10 protein-coding genes are annotated in these 16,390 nt (G+C 51.5%); 4 read left to right on the top strand and 6 right to left on the bottom strand.

From position 1 onward, the window contains the following. Positions 1 to 346 precede the first annotated feature (346 nt). Positions 347 to 2,299 (top strand): amino acid transporter, encoded by a 1,953-nt coding sequence (locus tag NDA02_RS00550; RefSeq protein WP_190794297.1) that lies wholly within the window; start codon positions 347 to 349, stop codon positions 2,297 to 2,299. A gap of 21 nt (positions 2,300 to 2,320) precedes the next feature. Here NDA02_RS00550 and NDA02_RS00545 read toward each other — a convergent pair whose 3' ends face one another. Together NDA02_RS00545 and NDA02_RS00540 are read right to left on the bottom strand one after the other, a co-directional pair. Then, positions 2,321 to 2,965 (bottom strand): VTT domain-containing protein, encoded by a 645-nt coding sequence (locus tag NDA02_RS00545; RefSeq protein ID WP_190794296.1) that lies wholly within the window; start codon positions 2,963 to 2,965, stop codon positions 2,321 to 2,323. A 45-nt stretch (positions 2,966 to 3,010) separates the two neighbouring features. Next, a complete protein-coding gene (locus NDA02_RS00540; RefSeq protein ID WP_190794295.1) occupies positions 3,011 to 4,840 on the bottom strand; it encodes an adenylate/guanylate cyclase domain-containing protein in 1,830 nt (609 codons plus the stop codon). A gap of 365 nt (positions 4,841 to 5,205) precedes the next feature. On the opposite strand from NDA02_RS00540, the gene NDA02_RS00535 reads away from it, so the two are divergent. Then, a complete protein-coding gene (locus NDA02_RS00535; RefSeq protein WP_190794105.1) occupies positions 5,206 to 8,892 on the top strand; it encodes an NB-ARC domain-containing protein in 3,687 nt (1,228 codons plus the stop codon). Positions 8,893 to 8,996: 104 nt separating this feature from the next. On the opposite strand, the gene NDA02_RS00530 is transcribed toward NDA02_RS00535, so the two are convergent. Next, positions 8,997 to 10,802, bottom strand: a complete 1,806-nt coding sequence (locus NDA02_RS00530; RefSeq protein ID WP_190794104.1) for a DUF4268 domain-containing protein — start codon at positions 10,800 to 10,802, stop codon at positions 8,997 to 8,999. 939 nt (positions 10,803 to 11,741) lie between these two features. Between NDA02_RS00530 and NDA02_RS00525 the strand changes: the two genes are divergently transcribed. Next, positions 11,742 to 12,986, top strand: coding sequence for a calcium-binding protein (locus NDA02_RS00525; RefSeq protein WP_190794103.1), 1,245 nt, complete (start codon positions 11,742 to 11,744; stop codon positions 12,984 to 12,986). Between the two features lie 133 nt (positions 12,987 to 13,119). Here the strand turns inward: NDA02_RS00525 and NDA02_RS00520 are convergent, their stop codons facing one another. The 3 genes from NDA02_RS00520 to NDA02_RS00510 are packed head-to-tail and all read right to left on the bottom strand — an operon-like array spanning position 13,120 to position 15,607. Beyond that, positions 13,120 to 13,785, bottom strand: coding sequence for a response regulator transcription factor (locus NDA02_RS00520; RefSeq protein WP_190794102.1), 666 nt, complete (start codon positions 13,783 to 13,785; stop codon positions 13,120 to 13,122). Beyond that, on the bottom strand, positions 13,782 to 14,657 hold the full coding sequence (locus NDA02_RS00515; RefSeq protein WP_348254252.1) for a trypsin-like peptidase domain-containing protein: 876 nt from the start codon (positions 14,655 to 14,657) through the stop codon (positions 13,782 to 13,784). Before NDA02_RS00515 ends, NDA02_RS00520 begins: the two co-directional genes overlap by 4 nt. Further along, the gene (locus NDA02_RS00510) at positions 14,657 to 15,607 is read right to left on the bottom strand and encodes a trypsin-like peptidase domain-containing protein (RefSeq protein WP_190794100.1); all 951 of its coding nucleotides are present in this window, start codon (positions 15,605 to 15,607) and stop codon (positions 14,657 to 14,659) included. Before NDA02_RS00510 ends, NDA02_RS00515 begins: the two co-directional genes overlap by 1 nt. A 245-nt stretch (positions 15,608 to 15,852) precedes the next feature. Here NDA02_RS00510 and NDA02_RS00505 point away from each other — a divergent pair, with 245 nt between their 5' ends. Further along, positions 15,853 to 16,305, top strand: coding sequence for a hypothetical protein (locus NDA02_RS00505; RefSeq protein WP_190794099.1), 453 nt, complete (start codon positions 15,853 to 15,855; stop codon positions 16,303 to 16,305). The last annotated feature ends 85 nt before the right edge of the window (positions 16,306 to 16,390 follow it).

Below are 16,390 nucleotides of genomic sequence, written 5' to 3'. Positions count from 1 at the left end.
AAATCACTTCTGAGCTAGCGGTCTTTATCTATCAATCTTTAATCTATTAGTCTTTGATCTATCGGTCTTGATCAATGAGTATTCTGATGCTCTACAGAAGGGCAGATAATAAGACAAGATTCGGATTAATAGAGAATCTTAATGCAAACGCTTCAGGAACTCATCACTTTCCTCCGTTGTTACTCTCCTCCCTTGATAGATAGATTTCATTACTCTTCAGGGTATTTCATGATGAAGGCTAGAAATGCTCTGCCGTACTGCGGCTCAGCCTCACTCGATCGATTGAGTTTTGCAGATCGGGTTGCCCCCACTACCCGAAGCTGGCAATCAGCAGGAGCCCTATTGAATGGTTAAGCGAAGCAGATCAGCCACAGTGCACCGCAGCAGGCTCGCCCACTGGCTGCTTGAAGAAGCACATACCAGTAAAGAAGGTCCATACACCAAGGAACAGGCTCATCCCAAGCATCCGTGGTGGCAGGTGATGTGTCTGACCGGAGTAGACTATTTTTCGACGTTGGGCTATCAGCCCGGAATTGCCGCCCTTGCTGCGGGATCGCTCTCCCCAATCGCCACCCTGATCCTGGTTTTGCTGACCCTTTTTGGCGCACTGCCAATTTATCGCCGCGTGGCGCAGATGAGCCCGCACGGGGAAGGCTCGATCGCCATGCTGGAGCATTTGCTGTCTTGGTGGCAGGGCAAGCTGTTTGTGCTTTGTTTACTGGGCTTTGTCGCCACGGACTTTATTATTACAATCACGCTGTCGGCGGCAGACGCAACCGCTCACATTGTCGAAAACCCGATCGTCTCTCATGTTTTTCACGGGCACGAAGTGCCAATTACGCTGATTTTGGTGGCTTTGCTGGCTGCAGTCTTTTTGCGCGGATTTCGGGAAGCGATCGGGCTAGCGGTGGTTCTGGTAGGAGTTTATTTGCTGCTCAATCTCATTGTGGTGGGCATGGGCGTGACCCAGGTGATTCAGCAGCCGATCGTAATTGATAACTGGCGCACTGCCCTGTTGACCGAACGCGGTAATCCCCTGACAATGTTGGCGATCAGTGCCCTACTGTTTCCCAAGCTTGCCCTCGGACTGTCTGGCTTTGAAACGGGTGCGGCTGTCATGCCTCTGGTGAAGGGTAAACCTGGCGACACCGAGGAGCATCCGAAAGGGCGAATTCAGAACACCCATAAGCTGCTGACCAGTGCCGCGCTGATCATGAGCTTTTTTCTGATTACGAGCAGCTTTGTTACTATTTTGCTAATCCCCGCTGCTGAGTTTCAGCCTGGCGGCAGAGCCAGCGGACGTGCCCTCGCTTATCTAGCGCATCAATATCTGGGCAACGGATTTGGCACGCTGTACGACCTCAGCACTATTTCGATTCTCTGGTTTGCCGGAGCCTCGGCAATGGCAGGCTTGCTCAATATTGTGCCGCGCTATCTGCCCCGCTATGGCATGGCTCCCGACTGGGCAAGGGCAACCCGACCGCTCGTGCTGGTGTTTACGCTGATCGCCTTTGTCGTAACGCTGCTCTTTAAGGCAAATGTAGAGGCACAGGGCGGAGCTTATGCCACTGGGGTGCTGGTGCTGATGACTTCAGCTGCTTTTGCAGTAACGCTGGCTGCCCATCGCCACGGCGCAAAACGAGGCAGGATTGTGTTTGGGACGATTACGCTCGTGTTTATCTATACGACGATCACCAACATCATTGAGCGTCCTGAAGGCATTCGGATTGCCGCATCTTTTATTGGCGCAATTATCTTGGTGTCGCTGGTGTCTCGCGTCTGGCGATCGACTGAACTGCGCGTCGAACAAATTGATATGGATGAAACTGCCCGCCGTTTTATTGCCGAGGAGGAAGCCAATCAAGGAATGATTCGCCTGATTGCCAATCGGCTTACTGTAGGCGACGAAGCCGAATATCGTGCTAAAGAAGAGGAAGTGCGGGAGGACAACCACATTCCGCCGACGGATTCGGTGCTGTTTCTAGAAATCCAGGTCGCGGATGCTTCTGAATTTGCCGAGAAGATTCGGCTTAGGGGCGTTGAGGTTGGCAACTATCGAATTTTGCGCGCTCAGGGGGCTGCGGTTCCAAATGCGATTGCCGCCATCCTACTCTACATCCGTGATCAGACGGGTGAACTGCCCCATGTCTATTTTGGCTGGATCGAAGGCAACCCGATTCAATACCTGCTGCGATTCATCCTTTTTGGCGAAGGGGATATTGCGGTGGTAACGCGAGAGGTGCTGCGGAAAGCCGAGCGGAAGCCTCAGCATCGTCCGGTGATTCATGTGGGCGGGTGAGTAAAAGATACCCTTCGATCGTCACTCAATCTGCTGACTCGATCGCCGCACCACAGCCGTGATGATTCCGATTCCAAAGGCTGCCAGCAGTGCAAACCCTAGCAAAAGGCGGCTGCCTTCGAAAATTCCGGCTCCGGCAGCGACCCAGAGCGGTTTGGCGATCGCAATACTCACCAGCAGAGCGACCAGATAGCTTTGCCAGCGAATCTGGGTGAGTCCGATCGCATAGGCAACAAAATCAAACAGTCCGGTCATGAGAAATCCCATCATCAGAAAGAAATTGCGCTCTAGATGCTGCTGACCGAGGCGATCGATCTTTTCCATAAATTGCTGTCCGACAAACCGCTCGACCCAGCCACGTCCGTATCGCCGCGCAATGTAGAAATTAAACGTGCAAGATGCCAGATCTGCCAGTGCGACCACGGCTAACCCCCACGAGAAGCCAAATAACCCGCCTGCCAGCACTGCATAAGCGGTTCCCGGCAACACGGGCAGAATAACGCTGGTAAAGCGCAAGCCAAAGACGATCGCTGGTGCCCAGATGCCAAAGCGATCGACCTGTTCGCGAACCTGCTGAAGACCGATCGTTTGCAGGAGCCAGAGAATGCCAACGAGGAGCAGTCCGATCAGGATGCCGCGAAGGAGAGGAAGGGGTTTCAGGGACATGGGGAAATGGGGAAGTGGGAAGGTGGGGGCGAGGGAGTCAGGGGATTAGGGGTTGTTAGAGAGATGGTCGAAATATTGCTGGAGGAGCGGTGGCAGGGTGGCGAAGGCGATCGCAAAAGTTCTTTCGCTGGTGCGCTGTCTGACGACCTTGGCATACAGTTCTTCGGACGTTGTTTGGGCGGGTTGGGTTGGGCTGGGGAGGAATAGATTGATTTTGAGATTGGTCATTTCGCTGGGGAGACTGTTTCGATCTGCTGCAACGATCGCCGCTTTCTTGGACGAGAGCTTGACTAAATGACCTTCAAAATAAACATTGCTCACCCGCTTGTCTTCCACGATCGCATAGCGTAGCCGAAGGGGGCGGGGCAGATTGAAAAGGGCTTCTTCTTCTTTAGGCAAATAGAGATTGTAATAGCCGCTGACGCCGTAAACTTCATAAACCACAATCGGCTGCTGAATGCCTTTGGGCTGCACCTGCTTTTGGCGGGTGATTTTGACGCTTGATCCGGCTTCTTGCAGGGTGTCTTCGGAAATGAGAATTTGTCCGCCCTGGGTGTAGGACTCGATCCGATAAGTCAGGTTAACCGGGCTGCCGACAATGCCGTATTTGGTGCGCTGTTCTGAGCCAATGTTGCCCACTACCACATCTCCGGTGTGAATGCCGATGCCCATTGCCAGGGGAGACAAGCCCCGTGACTGAAGCTGAGCATTTACCGCGCCCATTGCAAGCTGCATCGCACAGGCACAGGCAACGGCTCGCAGGGCATCGTCAGAGCGGGCAGTCGGCGCACCAAACAGCACCAAAATGCCATCGCCCATGAATTCGTCGATCGTTCCCTGGTACTGATTGATCACCTCCGACATTTGCCCCAGGTAGAGATTGAGGATATGAATCACGTCTTCGGGCTGCAATCGCTCTGCTAAAGCGGTAAAGCCACGCAGGTCAGAAGTCAGAATCGTGATTTTGCGGCGATCGCCCCCCAGCTTCAAACCTTCCGGGTTTTCCAGCAGGTTCATCACAATCTCGTTGCTGAGATAACGACCAAACACCTGACGAATCAGCTGGTTGCGGTTTTCTAAATCTTGATTGACGTTTGCCAGATCTGCCGTTCGTGCCTGCACCCGTCCTTCCAGTTCGCGGGCAGTTTCGCGCAGCTTGCCCACCACCAGCCCCAGCCCGGAAAGCCCAATAAACGAAAGGCTACCGAGCATGAAAAAGGTATCTCTCAGCTCGTGGCTCACTTTCTGATTCAGGCTGTCGATCGTTTGACTCACTTCCCAAACACCGCCGACATCGCCCACTTCCCAATCTTTTTTGGGGCTATTGGGGTGGGTATTGTGGCAGGCAACACAGGTCGCTCTCATAATGCTAGCTTCGCCGTAGCGAAAGGTGGTCAGTCCGTTGACTTTTTCGATGCGCGAGAATTTTTGCTGAGGATTTTTCCGTAAATACGCCAAAGCATCGCGCTCAAAGCCATCTCGCATTCCGCCCTCTTTGCGCCAGGGAAACGGAAAGTCGCTATAAAACCGCATTGACATATCGCGATTTTCTTCGGTGATTCGATCGCTCAGTTCGATCGCAAAGGTAGAAGGCAGGGGAATCGCTCCGCTTTGAGTGAGATAGGCATGGGTGACGGAAATGCCATCGACCGTTTTGGCGCGTTCAACAGCCGCCTGGCTATAGAGATCAATTGCTTGATTAAAGGATTGCGTATAAAGTTCAGCATTTTGAGTTGCCTGGGATTCAATCAAACTGGCAGACAGACGTGACATATTAGAGAACACGACCCCTGCCGCAATACAAAACAGGAGGACAAGGATCAGCACAATCCGCCTCATTAAAAGCCGAAAAACCCAGTTCCAAATCTTGCCCATGAATCCTTCGTTAAAAAATAGTTAGAAAAAGGGGCATTGCTGAATCGGGATATGAAGGGTGCAAATTTAGCTTCTGTATCGCCCCCTAAATCCCCCAATGCTGGGGGACTTTGAATTCTGGTTCCTCCCACCTTTGGAGGGCTAGGGGGGCGTATCATACTTCGATTCAGCAACGCCGAAAAAGGATCGTTTGAAAAAATAGATAGATAGATGCCTGCATGATTAAAACCATTAAACCGAAGAAATGACTTGCCTGAAGCCAATGTATCTCAACTTGGTAATTCAACTCGATCAGGAGTGCTGGGATAATGAGTATAAAGCGATCGAAAATTTGTAGAAAATTATACCTCTTCTAATATTGCCGCATGGAGATCGATCAGGCGTTATTGTTTACAGACGCTTTAGTGTTTGCCAAAACCGGACTTCACTTAACTGACTTGCAGCAAGCCATGTTGCGGGCATCTTGGTCGTGGACTCGGCAAAGCTATGACCAGATCGCCGATGCCTATGGCTATTCGCCCACTTATCTCAAGCACGATATTGGACCCAAGCTCTGGAAACTGTTATCCGAAGTTTTAGGCGAAAAAGTTACAAAAACCAGTTTTCGATCGGCGATCGAGCGTCAAATGGCGCAGCAAAGTAGCCAGCCCGAAGCAGTCAGCGAAACAGCGATTGTCCCCGTTGCTGCCCCGGTTGCTTCAACACCGCCTGAACAGGATTGGGGCGAAGCTACCGATGTCAGCTTTTTTTATGGGCGACAGACTGAACTGGCAAAGTTAGAGCAGTGGATTTTGGGCGCTCCGACAGAGATCAGCGGAACTGCACGCTGCCGTTTGGTCACGCTACTGGGCATGGGCGGCATGGGTAAAACCACGCTGTCAGTGAAGCTGGCGCAGCAGATTCAGTCCCATTTTAAGCGGGTGATTTGGCGATCGCTTCGCAATGCCCCTGCTTTTTCAGATCTGCTGGCTGAAATCCTGCAATTTTTGGGAAATGATGCGGCTCAGTTCCCAGAAACCGAGAGTGGACGACGATCGCAGCTTTTGAAGGAACTGCGGAACCATCGCTGCTTGATCATTCTAGATAACGTCGAATCGATTTTGCAAAGCGGCTCCTACCGCGAAGGCTATGAGGAGTATGGCGAACTGTTCCAGCAGGTCGGTGAAACGGTTCATCAGAGCTGTGTGCTGCTGACCAGCCGCGAAAAGCCGCCGGAGGTTGCCCTGCTGGAAGGAGTTAATTTACCCGTGCGGGGATTGCAGCTCGCCGGATTGCCTCCAGAGGAAGGACAGGCACTTTTGCAGCTCAAGGGAACCTTTCAAGGTACAGCGGCAGAATGGCATCAGCTCATCGCGGGCTATGCAGGTAATCCCCTTGCTCTGAAAATTATTGCAGCAACAATCCAGAATTTATTTGACGGCAGTATTTCTGAATTTCTCAAGCAAGAGACATTTGTTTCAGGAAATATTCGCACATTGATCGAACAACAGTTTGAGCGTTTATCAGAAGCCGAAAAAAATATTATTTATTGGCTTGCACTCTATCGTGAACCTGCTTCAATCAATGATTTAAAGACGGATATCTTTCCCAGCATTTCAGCGCAAAACTTGATTGCGATTTTGGAAGCTTTGGAACAACGATCGCTGATCGAAAAAACGCAGTCTGTAGGAATGGGAAAGCGAAGTTCCCTGTTCTCGCTTCAGCCCGCAGTTATGGAATATGTCAGCGATCGTCTGGTGAATGGCGTGTGTCAGGAAATTCGCTCGCAAACCGGAGTTGCTCAAGCCCGATTTCTCAAAGGCTTTGCCCTGCTCAACACCCGGCACAAAGATTACATTCAAGAAGCACAGATTCGATTGATTCTTCAGCCGATCGTGCAGCAGTTACAGACTGATTGGGACGGTTCTATCTCCTTAGCCGATCAGTTGCTACAGTGTCTAAAGCAGCTTCGGGAAAAGCCTTCCTCGGTTACGGGCTATATGGGCGGCAACCTGTGGAATTTGCTGGCTCAACAGCAGACGTATTTCAGGAATACCGACCTTTCCCAATTAACCCTATGGCACGCCAATTTTCAGCAGTCCACGCTGCACCGAGTTAACTTTGCCCAGTCTGATTTATCGAACGCTGTTTTTGCCGAACCGCTCAGCATTGTTTTTGCTGTAGCATTCCACCCAGACGGCGATCGCTTAGCGACCGGAGATGCAGAAGGACGGCTGCGGCTATGGCAAACCAGTAATGCAAAACCCCTGCTTGACTTTGCAGGACATCAGGGCTGGATCTGGGCGATCGCCTTTAGTGCCGATGGTCAAACGGTAGGCAGTTGCAGCAATGATAAGACCATTCGCCTCTGGCAAACTGATACGGGAGAATGCACGCAAATCTTTACTGGACATCGATTGGCAGCCTGGACGATCGCCTTTAATCTAAACGATCGTTGGTTAGCGAGCGGCAGCGACGAATTCACCGTCAGAATTTGGGATCTTGCCACGGGCATTGAGTTCAGCCAATTATCCGGGCATCAGGGCAGCGTTCTTGCGGTTGCCTGGAGTCCGATTGCAGAGTCCTGGCTTGCCAGCGGCAGTTCCGACGGCACAATTCGCCTTTGGGATGTGGCAACCGGAAGTCAGCAGGTGTTTCAGGGGCACAGTGATCGGGTTTGGTCAGTGGCATGGCGAACTGATGGACAAATCATTGCCAGCGGGAGCGCAGACGGCACAATTCGCCTTTGGGATGTGGCAACCGGAAAATGGATTCAGACTTTGCAGGACGGTGGAGCCCCTGCGCGAGTACGATCGATCGCCTGGAGCGAAGATGGCTTGACCCTGATCAGCGGTGGCGACGACAAAACCGTGAGAATCTGGGATTTACAAACGGGCGAATGCCGTACCGTGCTGCGCGGACATACCCATCCGATCTTTTCTGTCGCGCTCAATGCTCAGGATGCAACCCTCGCCAGCGGCAGCGCAGATCAAACGGTTCGGCTCTGGGATATCGCCACAGGTCGTTGTTTGAGAACCTTAAAGGGCTATACGAACTCTGTGTTTTCGGTGGCGTTTCGGGCAGATGGGCAACTGCTCGCGAGCAGCAGCACCGACCAAACCGTGCGGCTCTGGGATCTGCAAACCTGCAATTATCAAACGCTTCAGGGACATGAAGGCTGGGTGACATCGGTTGCGTTTCATCCTCAAGGACATCTCCTCGCCAGCAGCAGTGCTGACCAAACCGTACGCCTGTGGTCTGTATCAAGTGGAAAATGCCTCAAAATTCTGCAAGGACATCGCAACTGGGTGCAGTCGATCGCCTTTAGCCCCAACGGCGAATTCTTAGCCAGTAGTGGGGATGATTGCACGCTGCGAATCTGGTCAGTCAGCACCGGGAAATGCCTTAACCTTTTGCAGGGACATGAGGGCTGGGTCTGGTCGGTTAGCTTTAGTCCTGATGGTGAGATCCTGGCCAGCAGCAGCGAAGATCAAACGGCTCGCCTCTGGTCGGTAAGTACCGGAGAGTGCCTGACGATTTTAGCAGGACACCAGAGCCGAGTGCAGTCGATCGCCTTCAGTCCCGATGGACAACGGCTAGCAAGTGCTAGCAGCGACGAAACCGTGCGCCTCTGGTCGATACAGACCGGGCAATGCCTTCACGCCCTAATCGGACATACCAACAATGTTTGGTCAGTGGCATTTAGCTCGGATGGACAATGGCTTGCCAGCAGTAGCCTCGATCAAACGATTCGCCTATGGGACGTTGCGATCGGAACCTGCGTCAAAATCCTGCCTGTCGCGACCCAGGCAATGCGAACAGGAATTGCTTTTCGTCCTTGTTCTTCGACCCAACCTTCTCCGACACTGCCCGAATCGCTGACCCTTGCCTGTGGCAGTCAGAACGGGACGATCAATATTTGGGACATGGACACTTGCGAATGCCTCAACACGCTCATGCCTGACCAGCCCTACAGCGGCACGAATATTGCTGAGGTCATCGGCGTTACAGAAGCACAACGAACCGCACTGCAAGTATTAGGGGCGATCGAGGTAGACTCTCTCATGCCTTAGCGTTAAAAGATGTTTGAGGGGTGTGAAAGGTTTTACATTGCCCCTCTAAAGTTCCCCCAGATCGGGAGATCCAGGGGGCTACAAAGCCTCAAACCCAAGCAGGTCTATGATTGCTCTACTTTTTGTAGATAGGGGATGACTGCCTTATAGAATCGAACCGTCATTCTGACTGTCCAATCTTGTAGTTTCGCTAGTTGCTCTGGAGGATCAGCAATTGATGCCTCGTCACGATACAGGGCAACACGACAAGCGCGTCTACTGTCAAGCCTTTCCCAACTTAAACGTTCACCCAACTTCGTCTCGATCTCTTCCTTGTAGTTATAGAGAGCGTCAAAAATCTGCTTGTTTCGGTATTGCTCACCAGTATCAATGTAATGTTCAATGCGGAATCGAGACCTACGAGCAAATGAAAAGTTTATATAAGAAGGTTTAGGAAGTTCAGCTGATGTAACTTCAATGCTTGACCAGGAGCGACCTTGAAGATTCATAGCTGGTTGGATCGTCAAGCTATCTATACTATTTAGTTTGAGTTGTAAGTCATTGAAGAAGCTGACGTATGCATTCTGTCGATCCCCCATTCGTGCAAACACAACTCTCTCTTCGGACATGTTGACATCAGCGACGCGCCAGCCTACCTCCAACCATTGCTGCGACTGAACATGACTGACAGAATCATTAGCCCACCAGTTACGATGTTGGCGTGCTGAAGGAGGGAGATCGCCTTTGATAATATCCTCGATTTGTCGAAATGTAAGTTGAACCCTATTTGAATCAAGATCTGCTTGGCTTTGAAGCCAGACAGCTAAAAGAGCATAACGACTATCATTTGGGCTAATCTCCTCATCGAAGGGCAGTAGATCCCGTTGATCTTTTTCCACTTCTCTTGAATTTTGTACAATGGTGTTTAATTCCAATGTAGCTGTCGGAATTGGAAGATAAAGATTGGCGATAACAGTGACGGCTTCTGTAACAGGTGCCTCAGAGTATCTAATAGACGGACGATGATAATTAAGAAGATTAGCGCAGTATCTCAGTTGCTGTCTTTGATTTGTCGTTACTTCGCGAAAGTGAGCAATACTATTGCGAATCTGACGGATCTCATTCAGCAGTCGGTCAAGTGCTTCCCATTCAATACTATTAAAAGAAGATTCATATTTTGCCCAAGCATTCTTAAGAAGTTGAATGTACTCACTCAAGGCTAGCTGTTCAAAAGGCTTTGGTTGAATCGGTTTAGAAAGATGCTGGTTGAAAGCCTCGTTGACAAGTTTTTGATTGAACTGAATCGAGTGATTGCTAGGCTGCATTTGACTGCCTTGCTCTGTAAACTGCTTGCTGCTGGTATACTTTTGAACGTAATACTTTACAGCTTTGCTAAAGCGTCCTAAGAATTCCTGCTCAGAAGGGGTTATTGCTTTTATAGCCTCATTAAGCTTACTTGCGTCTATTTCTCCCTTACCATCCTTATAAGCACCCTCAATCAAATCTCTTAGGGTAATTTCAATATCTTCAGCAAGCATGATATCTTCAGCACGCTGGCGAAAATATTCTGTTGTGTCGTAGCTAGTGATAATTCCGGTAAGGCAATTATTGTTGTCAACGATCGGGATGGCACTATTGTCCCTCAATCCATTTAGTAACTCAGAGAGTTCATCTTCATGTGAGCATGGTTTCACCTTGAATAATGCATGAGAAACTTTGAGCTTGTCAGGAGTAACACCGAAGTAGCTGATTGCTTGAAGAATTGATTCGTGCGTAATCATTCCTCGAAGTTTGCCACCCTGATCCACTACAGGTAGTTGGCTAAACTTGTTTTCTAGCATACGTCCTAGTGCTGCCTGTACTGACATATCCTCAGTAGCTGTGACTACACTCTGACTTTCAGGAATGAGGTGCTGAACGATGAAAGGCATAACTCAACGAAGCGACTGGATATACGAAACCAAGATTTTCGACTAGATGTAGGTTTGAGCCCGGGGTTTGAACCCTCCTCTAAACCACTGTCATTGGGCTACTTCAATATCTGACTGGATTATTTATGCAATAACGTTATAGCTATCGTGGTAAACCTAATCGTCATAAGACTAGTTTCCTTAAAGCATAACTCAAGAAGCAAACGAAACTGAACATAGGCGACGGACGCCTTTGGCTAGAGTTAGTACTAATCGTTTCTACCATTCTGATAGCAATCGACAAATAATGTCAGCGTTTATCTACAAGAAATAGTAAACTTTTTACCTCCGGTAAGACTGGCGTCCCTCATACTTGCTGTTTCCTCGCTCGAAAGAAGAAGTAGCAATCGATGTAAGCCTTGCAGCTTTCCTGCCCCTTCGACAAGCTGCTGGACCTGTAATCGTTCCTGGCTCTAAATCATGCCTTAGTCTTCACGTGAAATGTAGAATGTCCAAACTTGATCGCCCACACTTTATAGCAAGCTGTCCAATCAACTGGTGTACACCCTAGCCTGGAGCTAGAAACGGTTCGGGTGAAAGCTTTTCAACATCTTCTTAACTCATCCTAAAGCGACACCTTAAAAAGCTCCATAACTTTCCCTAACTTTCTGTTATCGCGTCATTCGGGCAGCGCGAATACAGTAAAGGAGTGATGAGAAACGAACGAGAGCGAACGGCTCAAACTCCTCTCAATCCAGGCTTCAAACCCCGTTAAAGCGTTTTTGCTCAGCGCAGTTTTGAATCTGCAACAGGCAATTTCCCGCTAGAATCCACTGCAACTTGCAGGATATCTCTAGCCAGGGTCATTTGTTCTGCTGGCTCATCACAGAATCGTTCGCATTCCATGTACAACGTCATTCACCAAATCATTCACGCTAGCATTCATTAAGGAGAAACATCATGGTTTACATCAATATCGACGGCAACGATCAAAACAATGTAATTCCTGTTTCGCTAAACGATACCAGAAACTATCAACTCAGCGGTTACGCAGGCAACGACAAACTGGTAGGTGGCGCGGGTCATGACAAACTACTGGGCGGCAAAGGCAATGACACGATGTTTGGCAGTGGCGGCAATGACATTATGATTGGCTTCGGCGGGACAGGCGATCGGGTGCCAGACGCGGAGTTTGACCAGATGACAGGCGGACAAGGCGGCGACCTGTTTGACCTGAGAGATGCGATTGGTGCTCCAGGATATGTCGGCGGTGGTGATACGTTGAATCCATCCCAATCGAGCGGATTTGCAGTAATTACGGATTTCAAACCAAGCGAAGGCGATCGGATTCAGCTTGCAGAATTTCCCGCTCACTATGCCCTGCGCTCGGTCGAATGGGGACAGGAATTTGGCAACGCCGATAATGCAACCACTGAGGACGTGGCACTGGTGTATATCGGTCGCGAGCAAGACCAAAACGATGTGGTAGCGGTGTTGCAGGATGTTTCTACCCAGTTTGCCAAAAACCCCGCTGGCTTCCTCAATAATCCTGATGTGTTTGTCTTTGATCCCAAATACGTCCATCCCCAGCCCGGTGTGATCCCTCTACCTCCCCATTCCGGACATCCGGGTCTACAGCCGAATCCGGGACTTCCAAATGTGGGACAGCCCGGTCCACAGCCGAATCCGGGACTTCCCAATCCGGGACTTCCGCCGATCGAGCCGCCCAATCTTATTACCGGAACCCGACGCGCCGATCGTCTGCAAGGCACAGAGCGAAACGACATCATTCTGGGCTTGGCTCAAAAAGACAGACTGACGGGAAATGGTGGAAATGATTCTCTGATTGGTGGAGCCAGCAAGGATCTGCTCAGCGGTGGTCTGGGTGCTGACCGATTTCTTTACGCCAACGCGAAAGACGGCGGTGATCGCATTCAAGACTTCTCCCGCCAGGACGGCGATCGATTGGCATTCACCTCTGGTAACTTTGGTCGGTTGAACGTGGGTGATTTAAGTGCAGATGCGTTCGTGGTCGGCAAAGCAGCAAAAGATAGCGGCGATCGGTTCATCTACAATCAGCGATCGGGCAAGCTGTTCTACGACGCAGACGGTACAGGCAGCCGAGGACAGGTCGAGATTGCCACGCTGGGTAACAAACCGACTCTGGCAGCCAGTGACATTCTGATTGTGGCTTCGCCCTTCTAGATTGGTTCTTCTCTATCCCATCCGCCAATAACCAGGACAGAGGTTTCAAAAGAGCCTCTGTTTTCGTCTGTTTTCGTCCTATATCTGTTATCTGTTCTGTAGCCATCACTATCAGCAACAGCAAAGCCGATCGTCACAGTAAAATTAGCCCCAGGCGCGTTCCTGCGATCACTGCTTCGGTGCGGCTGGAGACCTGAAGTTTAGAAAAGATCGAGCTGATGTGAAATTTGATTGTATGTTCGGATAAATGCAGACGACGCGCGATCGTTTTATTGCTCATGCCTTCTGCGATCATTTGCAGCACTTCCATTTCGCGAGGCGTTAGGGGGGCAGTGGCAGGTTGGGCAGGCAGGGGGGCGGGAAGGTCGGTCAGGGCAGGCTGAAGCTCGTCGCTGAAGTCAGGATGCAGCACGATCAAGCCTACCGCAACCGCTTCGATCGCCGCTGTGATTTCTCCTGAGCCGATCGCCTGCGGTAGAATTCCGCGTACATCCAGCCGCAGCAGTTCTCGCACGGTTTCGGGTTCTGCTTCGTCGAGCAGCACAATGATCTGGGGCGAAAGGGTTGCCTCAAATCCGGGTTCAAGTTTTAACTCGAACAAAGGCAGCAGTATTGCCATATCCTCATCTGACCCTTCGATCTCCAGCACAATCACCTCCGCCTGCCAGCGATCGATCTCCTGAAGCAGGGTATCTGGCTCCGCTGCCCCCACCACCGTAAAGCCTGATTGGGCAGAGAGCAAAGCGGTGAGTCCTGCTCGCACGATCGCTGAACGCGCCACCACCCCAACTCGAATCATGCTGCCTCCCGCCCCTCGGTCTTGCGATCGAGAATCAAGTTGCGCTGAAGCTGCCGATCACCCCGCAGAACCGTGACTTGCCACTGATCGCCCGGTTTCGCCAGTTTGAGCCAGTCCGCCAGATCGCGATGCTGAAGAAAGGGACGATCGTTAATTCCCAGAACGACATCGCCGATCAAAAGCTGCCCAGCCGCCGGACTGTTTGGCGTTAAATCCGTAATCACCCAGCCCCGAATCGGTTTCCTGCCCTGTGCTAGCACCACAGGCTGAAGCATTGCCCCCAGTCGCGGCTGCTCCGATTGGCTCGCCAGAAAGCGATCGATCGCCTCGGTCGAGATGGCAAAGGCGCGTCCGTCTACGATCATGCTGTTGATGCCAAGCACCTGTCCTGCCAGAGTTGCCAGAGGGCCGCCCGAATAGCCCGGAGCCAAGCGCACATCGGCTTGAATCCAGGGAGACGCGGACTGAGGCGGTGCAACAGTGTGAATTATGCCCAGGTTAACTGCATTGTGAAGTCCTGCCGGATTGCCCACGGCGATGACCATTTCACCAACCCGCAGATTAAGCGAGGGAGCGATCGTTGCTTCGGGTAAATTTCGGGCATTCACCACCAGAGCTGCTAAATCGAGCGACTCATCTTTGCGAATCACTCTGGCTTCGAGCTGACGATTTCCGATCAGGGCGATGATTGCCCGACCACGCACCACATGAGCATTGGTGAGAATCAGTCCATCCGCATTCCAGATCACGCCCGACCCCATGCTGCCGCGACCCGACTGAAGTTGAACTGTGCTTTGCTGAAGCCGCTGAATTACATCTGTAAGCTGAGTATCAAATTCTGCAGCCCGTTCCAAATTAAAAAAACTGTTCATCAGCCTGCCCTCCGGGGACGCTCACCCACCAGAATCGTCAAAGAAATCAACTGTCCGCCCCGCACCATTTGCACGGTTAAAGGCTGTCCTACGCGCTCTGGGTCGAGCATTCGCTGAATGTCATCGATCGCCTCGATGCGCCGATGCGAAGCACTTTCCCCTTGGGGGTCATCATTCATTGCAACGATAATGTCGCCAATCAAAACGCCTGCCCGATCTGCCGGGCTGCCCGACTCCACACTGAGAATCAGGACGCCGCCGTTGCCCGCAAGCTGAAGCGACTGACAAAACGCCTCTGGAAGCTGAACAGGCTGCATCCCCACGCCCAAATAGCCGCGCACAATCCGCCCCTGGTTCACAAGCTGATTCACCACGCGATCGATCGTCGTCACCGGAATCGTCAATACCGAATGGCGCGGAGCCATCGTATTCATGCCCAGTATTTGCCCCTGAGTATTAATGAGCCCACTGCCCGAACCGCCCGGATACAGCATCACATCAGGACGAATCAACTGATCCACTTTGCCACCGTGCCACGTGCGCCATGCGCCGCCGATCGCGCTCACAATTCCCATGCTGGCAGTAATGCCTGTTTCCAGCGATCGTCCCACCGCGACGGTAAGATGTCCCACCCGAAGCTGCGCCGGATCGCCCAGGTTTGCCGCAGGTAAAGTCACGCTGTCGGGCAATCGCAGCACTGCCAGATCGATCGCCGAGTCGCGTCCAATCAACGTTGCAGTTACCGTTCCGTCTGCGAGCGTCAGCGTTACCGCATCATCCTGCTTGAGCGCATGATCCGTGGTAACAACAATGCCCGATCGCCAGTGAATACCGCTCGCACTGCCCCGCCGTCCTGCCTTTAAGCCAACGATCGAAGCGCCTGCTCGGGCGATCGAGTCTGCCAGAGTTTGAGAAAGTGCAGTCAGAGGACTAAAATCTTCGGTTGTCATCGCTGCCCTCCAGGAGCCTATTGCTTTACGGTCTTGCTTTACTCTCTACAATGCAGCAAAGACAAGCGACCCCGGATCAGCGAAATGGGGAGGAAGCGACCTGGAAAAATGGCTAGGGACTAATCAGAATGTTGACTCAGAACGTTGACTCGCAACCTGGATTTCCTGAATCAGCGATCGAGCTGCTGTTTCTTTAATCAATCGCTTGATCAAGCAATATTCAGTCAGAATGAGAACAATGTTGTATGACCCCTGCATCCTTGCCGGAAGAGCCAGAAGACAAATCGATCGCCTCAGCAGGGGAATGGCTTCGCATCGCCTCATTGACCTCGCCGCCCTGTAAGGACGAATTCCCCATCGCTCCCGTTCTTCCTGAAGCAATCCCTTCAGTCAATCTAGAATCTAACCCAGCCCTCGAACAAATCCTGCCGATCGAGATGCAGCCCCCCAGCCCGTATCGCGGTCAACCCCTGCAAGCTCCTTCGATCGCGCCACAACCAGAAGAGCAGGCGCATCAGTCATTTCGACCCAGCAGGTCAGCCCCTACAGCAAATTCCGCTTCTGCAACAAAACGCTTTTGGCTGCTGATGTTAGGAGCTGCAGTCGTTGCATTAGTCGTGGCGAGCGGGTTAAGGTCACAAAATTCCCCGTCGCGTCGTCCAATTCCCCCAACTCGAATTCCTCAAACCCTCTGGTGAGTAGGAAGAAAATAATCAATTCAGCCAATGATTCCCTAGGGTTAAGGAGAACAACACAGTGAGAGGACGCTTGAAAAGTCATTAT

Origin of the sequence: Leptolyngbya sp. ST-U4 (assembly GCF_039962215.1) — a bacterium.
Classification (GTDB): domain Bacteria; phylum Cyanobacteriota; class Cyanobacteriia; order Elainellales; family Elainellaceae; genus Leptolyngbya_A.
The sequence above is the reverse complement of the archived record's forward strand: the minus strand, read 5'-3'. Positions and strand labels throughout refer to the sequence as shown.

Bases quoted from the DNA above. Each gene is read 5' to 3' on its own strand.
- NDA02_RS00550 (WP_190794297.1), top strand. From the start codon at position 347: ATGGTTAAGCGAAGCAGATCAGCCACAGTGCACCGCAGCAGGCTCGCC.
- NDA02_RS00545 (WP_190794296.1), bottom strand. From the start codon at position 2,965: ATGTCCCTGAAACCCCTTCCTCTCCTTCGCGGCATCCTGATCGGACTG.
- NDA02_RS00540 (WP_190794295.1), bottom strand. From the start codon at position 4,840: ATGGGCAAGATTTGGAACTGGGTTTTTCGGCTTTTAATGAGGCGGATT.
- NDA02_RS00535 (WP_190794105.1), top strand. From the start codon at position 5,206: ATGGAGATCGATCAGGCGTTATTGTTTACAGACGCTTTAGTGTTTGCC.
- NDA02_RS00530 (WP_190794104.1), bottom strand. From the start codon at position 10,802: ATGCCTTTCATCGTTCAGCACCTCATTCCTGAAAGTCAGAGTGTAGTC.
- NDA02_RS00525 (WP_190794103.1), top strand. From the start codon at position 11,742: ATGGTTTACATCAATATCGACGGCAACGATCAAAACAATGTAATTCCT.
- NDA02_RS00520 (WP_190794102.1), bottom strand. From the start codon at position 13,785: ATGATTCGAGTTGGGGTGGTGGCGCGTTCAGCGATCGTGCGAGCAGGA.
- NDA02_RS00515 (WP_348254252.1), bottom strand. From the start codon at position 14,657: ATGAACAGTTTTTTTAATTTGGAACGGGCTGCAGAATTTGATACTCAG.
- NDA02_RS00510 (WP_190794100.1), bottom strand. From the start codon at position 15,607: ATGACAACCGAAGATTTTAGTCCTCTGACTGCACTTTCTCAAACTCTG.
- NDA02_RS00505 (WP_190794099.1), top strand. From the start codon at position 15,853: ATGACCCCTGCATCCTTGCCGGAAGAGCCAGAAGACAAATCGATCGCC.